This window comes from Tessaracoccus sp. MC1679, from assembly GCF_014164775.1.
GTDB lineage: Bacteria > Actinomycetota > Actinomycetes > Propionibacteriales > Propionibacteriaceae > Arachnia.
This window is the reverse complement of sequence record NZ_JACJGB010000006.1, coordinates 130,401-142,804: the sequence shown is the minus strand read 5'-3', so window position 1 is coordinate 142,804 and position 12,404 is coordinate 130,401. Positions and strand designations below refer to the sequence as shown.

Sequence of the window (12,404 nt, the reverse complement as noted above, 5' to 3'; positions counted from 1 at the left end):
CACTGTTACCCAATCGTGATAATCGAACAGTCGTACGGCAATAGGATCTCGGTCGAAGCAGCAAACGCCGTTGGCAAGGACCTATGCCTGCGGGGTAATCAGGGCTTGCGGGCGGCTCGCTTCGCCTTCCGGGACAGCCACCAGACTGCACCTCGCGTGGCCAGGCGTTGACGCAGCGTCAGACTGGTCACGATCTGATGTTCTGTCAGCATCCTCGCCGCGCGGTCGATCAACAGCTCGAGATCTGTCTCTTCCGAGTCGCGGGAGGACGCAATCAGTGCTGACGGCTTCATCGACAGAACCTCGACACAGTGGTCGTACACCGCGCTCAGATCCATCTCGCAGGCGCTGAGAATCTCGTCAACCAAGGGAGTGATCAGTGCTGACGTCGCTTCGTCCGACAAGGAGTCCGGCAGCAGCGCCTTCGCCAGCGTGATGGCTCCGTCGAGCCGACCCCACATCCAGTCCCACTCCTTGAAGCTGTCCCGGCCGAACGCCCCGAAGTTCATGAAGCGGTCGCCGTACAACTTCGGGTTGGGCCACCCGTCGAGCTTGGAGAGGCTGGGGCGCATCTCATAGGGGCTCAACCACGGTCCGTCGGGCGTCTTGGGCCCCAGGAGCACCAGATCGAAGGGCGGGGTCATGGGTTGCCCCCAGGACAGCGCATGACTCAAGACTTCGACGGTGAGGAGCCGCTGCATGCCCTCCCCACCGTTGAGGCCGGCGGACGTCTCCCACACGTTGACGAGGCTGCTCATCGTGGTGGTGAGTGCAGGCAGCAGCGGGGACTCCTGAACGGCCTCGTTGAACCCGACGAGGTTGCCCACGATCGGCTCGGGCGCGGCGAATGCTTCCGAGTGCAGCGCAGAGAACCCCTCGTGGAGCGCCAGTAGATCCTCCTGCAGCGCGACAATCTGCGCCAGCGCCACCTCCGCTTCCGCCGGTTCCAGATCGAGCTGTCGAACTGCCCGCGAGATCCAGGTAGCCATCTGCTTGGCCCGGCCGACGCCCCACTGCCACTGTGGGTTGCCGCCGATGAGTCGTGTTGGACTCAAGCTCGTGGCGATCCAGAACGGGTTGAGCGCCAGGACCGCATCAATCGAGACCGGGGCGACGGAAACAGCAGCCACGGGGCTGCCGGCCGCCCCGGCGCCGAGGACATCGGTGGCAGTCTCCTTCGCAGTGGTGCGACGGTACACGGGCAGCAGATCCTTAGCCAGCGCAACTGCGTCGGCCCAGTTCACCCCCGGAACTCCGTCGCCGAGCAGCTCTTCGGGGCGTGCGACGGTGCTGTGCGCCGACCGGTGTCGATCGCTGACCGACATCACATCGGAACGGAGGTCGGATTCGCGGCTCAACGTGAGCACCGCGCCCAGGACATTGCTCCACGCTGGGGGCCGGGGGTTCGGGTCGGCAGGTGTAGGGAGGGCGGGGATATCGGTATGCGGGACGACGTAGACCACCCATCGGGGACCAGCGTCTCCGCGGGGCCGTTCGATGAGTTCGTCAAGCACGGGGCCGAATGGTGCGTTGTCCAGGACACCGCCATCCATCAGCCATGCCGGCTCGCCTTCTGAATCCACAACGTTGAGCGCGTGCAGGGCCGGGGTCTCCTGGACGGGTTCGAACGCGACGGGGAACCCGGCCGATGCCCGTGCGGCCACTATCAGTGGATGGATACCTTCTGGTGGGGGTGTGAACTCGTCCAGTGGCAATGGGGTAAAGGCTCCAAGCATCTGATCCCACTTTTTCTTGCCGTTTCGCCTGCGGAATCGATAGACCCGCCGATGGTCGGAGGCAACGAATTTCTCGCCGCAAGCATCGATCACGGCCCTGCTCGACCCCTGGAGCGCTGAAGCCGTCACCATGAGAGTGACGTCCGCGCCTCCGGGTTGCGAAGCACTGATCCCATTCATCACGATGGTGAGCGATTTACTGAAGAAGTCGCCGTCGAGAAGTGAGTTCGGCGATTCTCCAGGATCGCTTCGAAGGAGCTTTCCTCCTTGGAGTCGTGCCTGCGCTCGCCACATGTCGAGCAGCAGAGGAAGTTCTCCGCCTCGTGCGATGGCAGTGGCCAACATGGCACCATTCAGTCCGCCTGCACTGCTACCGGCGATCAGGTCAACCTCGACCTCCCTCTTGGCGGCAGCGAGGATTACCCCCCAGGGGCTCAGGTCATTCACCGTGGCGTTGCGCAGCCTGTCGATCTCGTGAGTCACGCCCCCCATCCACACCGCGAGACTCACCCCACCGTTCATGACCAGCGCAATCCGTACCTTCTCAGGCATTGCCTTCTCCCCCCACTCGACAATTGGTCAGTTATGGCTGGTGCCGCGAGCGGTCGCCAGAACTTCACGCGGCGTCGCGGTGACCGCGGCGGCCAAATCGGGGCTCGGAGGACGGGCTGCGGCCACTCCCAACGCAGTTCGGAGTGTCTTCGAGTCCTGGTACGTGAGCAGCAGTTTGATGCCTGCCAAGCCGGCCACGAAGGCATTCACCACATCGCCCCAGGTGAACATCCAGACGGTGGCGGGCTCGACGGGAGGGGCAGTGGCGAATACAGCGACAGCAGAGATGGGCTCGGTGGCGAGAAAAGCCGCGACGGCAACCGCGGCACCCGCAAGAGTTGAGACAACTGTCCCAGCCTCAGCGGGTGCGTCCTTGAGTGGCTTCTTGCCCACGCCATTGGGTACCACTCGGGCCAGAAAGCCGCCGATGGCTCCAGCCAATGCAGTGACCAGAATTGCGATCAGAACGTCCTGATTCATGGTGTTCCTCCGGCTGTCACCCTGGGCGCAGGTTGAGCTAAAGATAGGGCTATGGCCACACCTGTCAATGGGTTGTGAATCTGAGGGAGGCCCCTGAGTCATCGTAATAGTGGCGCCACCACACAAAGGACTGATAGACGATAGGTCGAGCGGGGCCAGCTCTCAAACCCCGGTCAGCTCGCGACGACTCACACCAGCCCCATCCACCCCGCCGCGACAATCGGGCCCAGCCACAACGCCGGTCCGTAAGGGAAGTACGCCGGCCGCCGCGAATCCCGCCGCGCCCACACCGCATGCCCGACGGCGTGCACGGCGCCCAGGGCGGTGCCGAAGAACAGCGACGCCGTCCACATCGACACCCCGCCCTGCCCGGCTACCGCCCCGATCAACAGCGCCAACCGCACATCCCCGAACCCCAGCCCGGGGGAGAGGTGCCACGCCAGATACAGCAGCCCGAACGCCGCCAGCGCCCCGACGACGGCGCCCAGCGCCGCCCAGATGTCGAGCACCGCGAGCCCGACCAGCCCGAGCGCCATCGCCGCGACACCCACGTAGTGCAGCTGCCGGGGCAGGAACGTGGTCCGGAGGTCGATGTAGGCCAGGGGAGCGCCGATCCCGAGGTACGGCACCCACAGCCACCACAGCTCCGTCGGCAGCACCCACAGCACCGTCGCCGCCACGAACGCGGCCACCGTCACCCCCACCACGCTCGACGGCGTGACCAGGAGGGCGAAGTCCGGCGCCTCGTCGTCGTCCAGGACGCGCACCCGCGGCACCGCGAACGCCATCACGACGGCGGCCACCACCGCGACCACCCCGGCAGCCACCCACACCATGCCCCGACCCTAGCCCCTGCCCAGTCCGCCCCCTGGTCAGTCCAAGCAGCCGCCCCGGCTGTCCCAGGGTCGGTGACCCAACGTCACCATCCCAGTGCGATTCCGGGGAGATGGCGCTGTATGCGGTCCATCTCCCCGGAATCTCACCGGGAATCAATGGCGGCCTCCGAACAATCCCTGCTCCGCGCCACCACTCGAAGTTTCAGCAGTATCGAAGTCGAGGTTTCAGCAGTCCGCGGGCCCTACTTCGAGGGCGCAAGGCATCCCGATTCACCGGTCCAGCAGCGACCCCATCCGGTCAGAGATCAGCGCCATCGCCCGCTCCGGCGCCAACCGGGTGAACAGGTCCAGCATCTGCGCGTCCCGTCCCAGCGCGACACGGTAGCTCCCGCGCTCCATGCCACGGATGATGAGCCGAGCCGCCTCCTCGGGGGAGGTGAGCTTCATCCGGCCCTGGCCCTCCGTTCCACCCGACCCGCCGCCGGGCGTCGTCACCCCACTGTTGGCCGTGATTCCCGTCCGCACCGCGCCGGGGAACACCACCGTCACCGCGACATTCGTCTCCCGCAACTCCGCATGCAACCCCTCGGTGAACATCTTCACAGCCGCTTTGCTCGCCCCGTACAGGGTCTGTCCGGGGATGGGGATGAATCCGCCCATGCTGGAGACGTTGACGACGGCGGCCTTCGGGCGCTTGAGTAGCTCGGGCAGGAACGCCTTCGTCATGGCGACGACACCCCAGAAGTTCACGTCGAGGACACGGTCGATGTCCTCGAACGAGAGGTCCACCACCTTCACGAACCGCTGGATGATCCCTGCAACGTTGAGCAACCCGTCCACCTGCCCGTGCGCCTGGATGACGGCCTCGGGTAGCGCCGCGACGGCGCCCCGGTCGGTGACGTTGACCGCGTGCAGCGACAGGCGGTGCGCCTCGCGCCCCGCGAGCTCGCGCGTCTCCTCCAGTTTGGCGGCGTTGAGGTCGACGGCGGCCACCTCGGCCCCCTTGCGCAGGAGTCCGAGTGCCACCTGGCGCCCGATTCCCTGTCCGCCTCCCGTGACGACGAACACCTTGCCGTTGATCTGCATGCCGGATCCTCCATCGCTTCTGCCGGATCGCCATCGACCCGGACTCTGGCTCGTCGGCGCTGGGCCGCGCACCCAGCCTACCGGACAGCAATGTCCGGTTAGAGTGTGGTCAGTTGCTACTGAGGAAGTGCCGATTCTCAGGTGGCCAGGGCCGTCCGTGTCGGAGAGGTATCGTTTGTGGACGCGGAAAGGTGACGTTTGAGCCGCGGAACCGGCCCACCCCGCTGGCTGAGGCGCCGCGCAGCGGCCTCGAAGCTATGAAACGCAAGCGTCCCACCGGCCGAGGCACCGCCCTGCCTACCGCCGCGACACTAAAGTCCCCAACACCCCCACAACCACCGACAAGTGCCCGTCTATCTCCCGAGCCGCGACACCCGCCGCCTCCTGCCCCCGACGGTACGGGTCGCGCACCTCGTCGCCCGCCTGCACCGTCCGGTTCCTCCACAGGTGCCCGGCCAAACCCTCCAGGGTGACACCCTCAGGAAGCTCAGCCAGCACCCGCGCCGCATGCCCGATCACGTACGTCTTCCGCCCCACCGCCGGCCACTCGTCGAGCAGGTAGCGACGGTGCTCGCCGGCCATGGTGAGGATGAGGTCGGCGTCCTCCACGAGGTCTCGGGTGACCTGACGCGCCCGGTGCGCCCCAGGGTCCCCGTCGACCTTCAGTTCCTGCGCCATGGGCGGGTCGATGCCCTCCCCGACGAGGGCCCTCGTGCCCGCCGACGAGAACTGGACCCCGGCCGGGGCCACCGCGTTGGCCGCGACATCCGCGTACGCCGAGCGGCAGATGTTGGCCGTGCACACGAACAGCACCTTGTATGCCCGACGGCGGGGCGAGGTGGGTGCAGCGGGGGAGTCCGCCTCCTCCCGACGGGGGGCAGCGTCGGCCCACCGCCCGAAGCCGCGTTGCGCATCGCCCGACCCACCCGACCCACCCGACCCAAACGAACCGCCAGACCCGAACGCCCCGACCGCGCCCCCACCCTCGCCCACAGGCCCAGGATCCGTCCCCCGAGCGCCCCGCTGCGCGTCGACGGCCGGCTGCTCCCTCCGGCCTGCCACGCGGAAGGGCACGGCGTCGGCCAGCATCGGGTTGGCGGCGTCGTCGGGGGAGACGGTTGCGCGCCGCTCGGGGATGGGCCAGGGGATGTCCAGCGCGGGGTCGAACAGGTTGACGGTGGAGTACCGGGCTCGGGCCTCGGGGGTCCAGTGCTGGTCGAGGAGGGTGGAGATGGTGGTGTCGTCCTCGAGGATCTGGACCGAGTTTGCTACGCCCCTGGGGACGAAGACGGTGGTGTCGGCGTCGAGCTCGGCCGTGACCACCGCGCCGTACGACTCCCCGGGGCGCAGATCCACCCACGCGCCGAACGCCCGCCCCCGCAGGACGGTGATCAGCCGGTCCCACGGCTCGGCGTAGAGCCCGCGCGTGACGCCGCTGCGGTGGAAGTGGCGCACGTTGTGCTGCACGGGCCGGAAGTGGCGCAGCCCGAGCACGTTCATCCTGGCCTCGTTCCAGGCTTCCGCGAACCAGCCGTCCTCGTCGCGTTGCACGGTCAGCGGCACGAAGGTCAGCCCCGGGATCTCCATCCCCTGACCCTAGCCGCCTATCCTGTCCCAATGCCGCGACAGCTGAGTCTCCCCGAAGCCAGACGCGTCGCCATCACCGCCCAGGGCCTCGCCGCCCCGCGCCCAGCGACCCCCACCCCCGCGACACTCGCCAGAGCGATCGCCCGCATGGGCGTCCTGCAGCTCGACACCGTCAACGTCTTCGAGCGCTCCCACTACCTCCCCCTCCTGGCACGCCTCGGCCCGTACCCCAAGGTCACGCTCGACGCTCTCCTCCACCACGGCATCCCCAAGCCCCGCCTGGGCCGCTTCACCGAGTACCTGGCCCACGAGGCCACCATCATCCCCGTCGCGGACTGGCCGCTGTGGCACTGGCACCGCACCGCCCCGAAGCGCCCCGGCTTCGAGAACTGGGCCAGCGAACACCAGTCCCTGATCGCCGACGTCCTGGCCGAGTTCGCCGACCGCGGCCCGCTGCGCATCCGCGATCTGGACCATCCGGAGAACGTGTCGCTCGGCGGCGGCTGGTGGAACAAGAACGACGTCCACTGGGCCGCGCAGTACCTGTTCCACACCGGCGAGCTGGTCACCGTCGGCCGCCAGCGCTTCGAGCGCATCCTCGCTCCGGCGGCCATCACCCTCCCACCCCACACCCTCGCCCCAATGCCGAAGCCAGACGCCGTCCGCGAGCTGATCCGCCGCGCCGCCGTCGCGCACGGGGTGGCCACCCTGGAGGATCTGGCCGACTACCCGCGACTCAAGACCGCAACCGCCCGCCAGGCCGTCGACGACCTCACAGCCGACGGCATCCTCGAGCCCGTCACCGTCGACGGCTGGGCGAAGCCCGCCTGGATGCCCGCCGGCCAGCGCGTCCCGAGACGGGTCGAGGCGGCGGCACTGCTCAGCCCGTTCGACCCGCTGGTCTGGTTCCGCCCCCGCGCGGAGCGGCTGTTCGACTTCCACTACCGCATCTCCATCTACACGCCCAAGGAGCAGCGCGAGCACGGCTACTACGTGCTACCGGTGCTGCTCGACGACCAGATCGTGGCCCGCGTGGACCTCAAGAGCGACCGCAAGGCGGGCGTCCTGCGCGTCCAGCACGCCCACATCGAGCCCGCCCAGCAGGGGAGGATCGACGAGGTGGCCAGCCGGGTCGCGCCCCTCCTATCCGAGGCCGCCCAGTGGCAGGGGCTGTCGGACGTCGCGGTCACGGGCCCCGGCACCCTAGCCCCCGCCCTGGCAAGACTTACAGTTGGCTGAGGCGCCGCGCAGCGGCCTCGAAGCCTCGGAAACTCAGACGGGCACGGTCACCTGTCGAGGTTTCGAGGCCCGGGCCCGGCCTGCTGTCCGCGCCGAGGCGCGCGAGAACCTACGGGCGTCGCGAATCCCGGTCAGGTCGTCGGCCGTTGCCGCTCAAGTAGAGCTGCATCCGTTTCGTCGGTGCGATGCCTGGTTTCCGGGTGACCGGGTCGAAGGTGATGGTCCATTGGTCCGCGGTGTCGTTGAAGCGTTGCGGTTCGACCACCGCGTGGTGGTGGGCGCAGAGGAGGACCATGTTCCCCAGCGACGTGGGCCCGCCGAGGTACCAGGGGACCACATGATGGGCTTCGCAGGCGATGGCCGGGGTGGTGCAGTTGGGGAAGATGCAGCCGCCGTCGCGAATGGTCAACGCCTTGCGGAGGCCGGGGGTGACGAGCCGCTCGGTGAGCCCGAGGTCCAGCACTTCGGACCTGCCGCCGAGCACTGCGGGGGTGAGGTCTGCGTCGCAGCACAGCCTGCGCAGGTCCCCGGGCGCGACCACCGCGCCGGAGGCCAACACGCCGACGGCCTCGGCGCGCTCGCGTAGGTCTGACTCCTGGATGGTGACGACGATCCGGGGCCGGTCTCCGGCCACCGTCGGCGCCCCGCGATGCTGGGAGACCATCACCGTGAACGCGTCCGCCCGGCGCTGCTCGGGGGTGCGGCCCTGATCCGCCGCCGCGTGATCGCGCAGCACCTGCGGGCCGGGGCGCAGCGAACGGACACCAGTGAGCCGATCCCGCGCCGCCCGTCGATCGGCCTGCACGTAGGCCTCGACGGTGGCGATCAGCGGCGCCGCGTCCACGGCCGGCAGCGACCCGCGGAACCAGACAGAGCCGTCGCCGTCGTCGCCATAGCTGAACGACCGCTTCGCCTTCGCTCGCCGCGCCTGCGCCTCCACGTCTGCCACGCGCTGCTCCGCTGTGGGCAGCTGCTCCGGCGCGACCTCCGCCAGCACCACCGGTGCCAGCTTCGACAACTCCCGCGGGGTGGTGCTCCCGGCCCTGCCGAGGAACACCTCCTCCGCCCGCTGCAGCTGCTCTGGGCTCAAGGTGGCCGGCAGCTGCGCCATGCCCTTCGTGATGGCCATGGCGTGGGCGGGGGAGACGTCACCGTCGAGCGCGGCCTGCTTGACCTGGGGGTGGGCCGCCACATCGCTCGCCCGGAACACCTGCGCGGCCGCTTCTCTGGTATCGCGCTGCTCACTCACCGCGAGGAAGGACGTCAAGGGGGTGCCTGCCGCCCTCATGGACGCCTGCGCCCGGTTGGCCTCGTCTGTCAGCACGTGGGCCAGCGACTCAAGCCGCTCCGACAGCCTCCGTGCCCGCTGCATCAGCTGGAGCCTGGCTGGCGCATCAAGCGCGGCCCGCTCGGCGTGATCAACCAGCGACAGCGTGGATTCCAGCGCGGTGAGCGCCTGGTCCGTGGTGAGCCGCCGTTGGTGCATGGCCCCATTTTAATCGAACAAACGTGCCGGTCCAAGCCGCACAGCACGACTGTTACCCGATCGTGATAATCGCACAAGTGGGCTGCTGTTGGTCGGGACTCACTCGAGACAATGGGGATGACAAGGACGTCTCTCCTACGCGCACCCCTGCCCACGGTGTGAACCCTGCGTCCTGCACTCTGCAGGCTGTCAACGATAAGTCCTGCAAAGTGTCAACGTTGAGTTCTGCAAAGTGTAAACTCTCGTCATGCGACCCTGATCGGAGGCATTGTGGATTACCAGCCCCGAATCCTCGACGACCTTCTGAAGAAGCGGCTCCACTCCGCCGGCGCGGTCCTCATCGAGGGGCCGAAGGCCTGCGGCAAGACGCGCAGCGCCGAGCGGGCAGCCGCCAGTGCCGTCTACCTGGACCGCGATGAAGCAGCTATCCGTGCGCTGGACGTTGAGCCGGGACTCGTACTGGGCGGACCTTCGCCGCGATTGGTCGACGAATGGCAGCTGGACGGCACCCGCTTGTGGAATCACGTGCGGGCTGAGGTGGACCGGCGAGGGAAGCCCGGGCAGTTCATCCTCACCGGGTCGGCTGTGCCGAATGACGACGTGCGCCGCCACTCCGGCGCGGGGCGTTTCGCGCGTCTCGTGATGCGTCCGCTCACCCTCTTCGAGTCGTCCGATTCCACGGGCGCCATGTCCCTCCGCGCGCTGCTCGCCGGCGAGCGACCCACGTCGCCTTCCGACACTGTCACCCCTCAGCACGCCGCAGAGCTCATCGTCCGGGGTGGGTGGCCCATCAACCTCGGCCTGTCGGTCCAGGATGCGGCTGCGGCCAACCGCGACTATCTGCGCACCGTCGCCGAAGTGGACCTTCGACAGGTCGCAGGACCTCGGCGAGACCCGGCTCGAGTACTGCGGTTCATCCAGGCGCTCGCCCGGAACACCGCGATGGAACACGTGGTGACCAAGTTGTCGGCGGAGGCTGATGGCCCAGACATCTCGCTCTCGCGTCCCTCGGCGCACCAGTACCAGGATGCACTGGCCCGGCTCATGCTCCTGGAGGTCCAGCCGGCCTGGTCCACGCACCTGCGATCGCGGGCGAGGCTGCGTGAAAGGGCACGCACGCATCTCGTCGACCCGTCTCTCGCTGCCGCCGCACTCGACGCCAGCCCCGCGAAGCTCCTCCGCGATCTCAACACTCTGGGCTTGCTGTTCGAGTCACTCGCGGTCCGCGATGTCCGCGTATACGCCGAGGCCGCGGACGCTTCCATGTACCACTACAGGGACTCTGACGGGCTCGAGGTCGACATCATCGTCGAGTCCAGGGATGGGACCTGGGGCGCGTTCGAGGTGAAGCTGGGTGCGGGGCAGGTGGACCGGGCGGCTGCATCGCTGTTGAGCTTCGCTGCGAAGGTCGACACGGTGAAGGTGGGGGAGCCGGCCGTGCTAGGGGTGATCACCGCTGGCGGCTACGGCTACACCAGGCCCGACGGGGTGGTCGCCATCCCGATCGGCGCGCTGGGGCCCTGATCGACCGGCAGCCAGCCCTCGCCACGCGGGCATCCCCGCTCGCGCCCTCCTCTGACGGCGAACGTCTATTCCCTCTCCCACCCCGCCTGGGTTAGGGTGCTCGATGAGTCAAGAAGCCGGCTCACTGCCCCGCGGTTGGGGTGGCCGCTTCTGCGACCCTTCCTCCCCGCGACATGTCAGGGGAGCCGACGAGTGTCTCCCCTCCTGCTGGAAGGTGAGACCTGTGCGCATTTGTGGTGTAGACCGAAAACCCCCCGTGCCACACCCGGCGCCATGAGCGGCCTCGCGGGGGCCGTGACCCTCGGCCGCGGGGTTCGCCCCGACGTCGACGCAGTCAGCCGGATGCTGGAGGCCCTGGAGGGTCGACGGTGGGGGCCGCGACGGATCTGGGGCGACGGGCACGCGGTGCTCGCCTACCGCTACGCCGGAACCCCTGACTGCAGCGATCTGCAGCCCGTCGTCGACGTCGATTCCGGGATGGCGATCGTGGTGGACGCGCATCTCGGCAACCGCGAGAAGCTCCGCCGACAGCTGGGCGCCGCCCGCGACGGCGACGCCCACCTGATCCTGGCCGCCTACGCCCGCTGGGGCGAGGCCTTCGTCGAGCACCTGGACGGCGAGTTCGCGGTGGTGCTGGTGGACCGGGCCAAGAGGAAGGTGCTGCTGGCCAGGGACGCCTTGGGTGTGAAGCCGCTGTATGTGGCCGACACCCCCGCCAGCCTGCTGTTCGCCTCCACCCTGCCTGCGGTGCTGGCGGCCGGGGGAGTGGACACCTCGATCGATCCGGAGGCGCTGCATCACTACCTGAGCCGGAGTTCGGTGGTGCCCGCGCCGCGGACCATCGTGAAGGGGGTCCGCAAGCTCCCGCCCTCGACCCTGCGGGTCATCGACGCCGACGGCACCCGCGACCGCGTCTACTGGCGGCCGGACTCCCGGGACGACGGCGACCTCGAGCGCTGGTCGCAACACGAGTGGCATGAGGCCGCCCATGAGGCCCTGCTCTGGGCGGTTCGGAGCCGGCTGCCGGGGTCTGGGCCGGTGTCGGTGCTGCTGTCGGGAGGGCTGGACTCGAGCTTGCTGGTGGCCCTGCTCGCCGACTGCCATCGGGGCGGGGTCAACACGTTCAGCATCGGCTTCGACAGCTCGGAGGACGTTCCGGGGGACGAGTTCGAGTACTCCAGCGTGGTGGCCAGGCGCTTCGGCACCACCCATCACTGCCTGCACGTCCCCACAGCGAAGCTGGTGCCCGCGGTGGCCGCCGCGGTGGAGGACATGGCCGAGCCGATGGCCGCCCACGAGGCGCCCGCGTTCCATCTGCTGGCCCGTCACGCCTCGGAGCACACCGACACGGTGATGTCCGGGCAGGGCGCCGACGAGGTCCTCGGCGGCACCCTGGACTACCGCAATGGTTTCGGGGCGGAGCTCGAGCCGCTGGGGGACGCGGCTCGGATGACCAGGGTGTGGGGGGTGGAGGCGACGGTGCCGTTCCTTGACCGGCACCTGGTGGACCTGGCGGCCCACCACCCGGAGCGGGAGCGGGGCGGGTCGGACGTGTTGGCGGCTCTGGGCCGGCACCTGCTGCCCGACGGCGTGGTGCACCGCCCGAAGGGTCACCTGCTGCTGCCTGCGTTGATGAACCTGGATGGCCCGGTGCTGGGCCTGGTACGCGACACGCTCTCCTCGAGGGCGGCCCGGGGACGGGAGATCCTGCAGCCTCAGGTGATGGAGACGCTGCTGGCGGCGCAGCGGGGGAGCCTGCTTCCCGCCGGCGTCAACGGCCTGTGGCAGTTGACCGTGCTGGAGATGTGGCTGCAGCGCCACCGCGTCTGACGCGGGCCATCGGCAGTTCGCCGGTGGTGATGATCTCGTCGGCGATGA

9 protein-coding genes are annotated in these 12,404 nt (G+C 68.7%); 3 read left to right on the top strand and 6 right to left on the bottom strand.

The genetic code is table 11. From position 1 onward, the window contains the following. Nucleotides 1–98 precede the first annotated feature (98 nt). From H5398_RS11275 to H5398_RS11255, 5 genes are all read right to left on the bottom strand, one after another. Entirely contained in the window at nucleotides 99–2,288 is a 2,190-nt protein-coding gene (locus H5398_RS11275) for a DUF3376 domain-containing protein (RefSeq protein ID WP_182800076.1), read from the bottom strand. Between the two features lie 27 nt (nucleotides 2,289–2,315). Beyond that, nucleotides 2,316–2,768: a hypothetical protein gene (locus H5398_RS11270; protein WP_182800075.1), complete on the bottom strand. Its 453-nt coding sequence runs from the start codon at nucleotides 2,766–2,768 to the stop codon at nucleotides 2,316–2,318. 188 nt (nucleotides 2,769–2,956) lie between these two features. Continuing rightward, nucleotides 2,957–3,604: a prepilin peptidase gene (locus tag H5398_RS11265; protein WP_182800074.1), complete on the bottom strand. Its 648-nt coding sequence runs from the start codon at nucleotides 3,602–3,604 to the stop codon at nucleotides 2,957–2,959. A gap of 270 nt (nucleotides 3,605–3,874) precedes the next feature. Beyond that, nucleotides 3,875–4,690, bottom strand: coding sequence for an SDR family oxidoreductase (locus H5398_RS11260; RefSeq protein WP_182800073.1), 816 nt, complete (start codon nucleotides 4,688–4,690; stop codon nucleotides 3,875–3,877). 297 nt (nucleotides 4,691–4,987) lie between these two features. Further along, entirely contained in the window at nucleotides 4,988–6,277 is a 1,290-nt protein-coding gene (locus H5398_RS11255) for a dTDP-4-dehydrorhamnose 3,5-epimerase family protein (RefSeq protein ID WP_182800072.1), read from the bottom strand. A gap of 30 nt (nucleotides 6,278–6,307) precedes the next feature. On the opposite strand from H5398_RS11255, the gene H5398_RS11250 reads away from it, so the two are divergent. Further along, nucleotides 6,308–7,516, top strand: coding sequence for a winged helix-turn-helix domain-containing protein (locus H5398_RS11250; protein WP_182800071.1), 1,209 nt, complete (start codon nucleotides 6,308–6,310; stop codon nucleotides 7,514–7,516). A gap of 109 nt (nucleotides 7,517–7,625) precedes the next feature. Here H5398_RS11250 and H5398_RS11245 read toward each other — a convergent pair whose 3' ends face one another. Beyond that, nucleotides 7,626–9,002, bottom strand: a complete 1,377-nt coding sequence (locus tag H5398_RS11245; protein ID WP_182800070.1) for an HNH endonuclease signature motif containing protein — start codon at nucleotides 9,000–9,002, stop codon at nucleotides 7,626–7,628. 270 nt (nucleotides 9,003–9,272) lie between these two features. Between H5398_RS11245 and H5398_RS11240 the strand changes: the two genes are divergently transcribed. After that, complete coding sequence (locus H5398_RS11240; RefSeq protein WP_182800069.1) at nucleotides 9,273–10,526, top strand: DUF4143 domain-containing protein; 1,254 nt, start codon at nucleotides 9,273–9,275, stop codon at nucleotides 10,524–10,526. A gap of 273 nt (nucleotides 10,527–10,799) precedes the next feature. After that, nucleotides 10,800–12,356, top strand: coding sequence for an asparagine synthase-related protein (locus H5398_RS11235; protein WP_182800068.1), 1,557 nt, complete (start codon nucleotides 10,800–10,802; stop codon nucleotides 12,354–12,356). Nucleotides 12,357–12,404 lie beyond the last annotated feature (48 nt).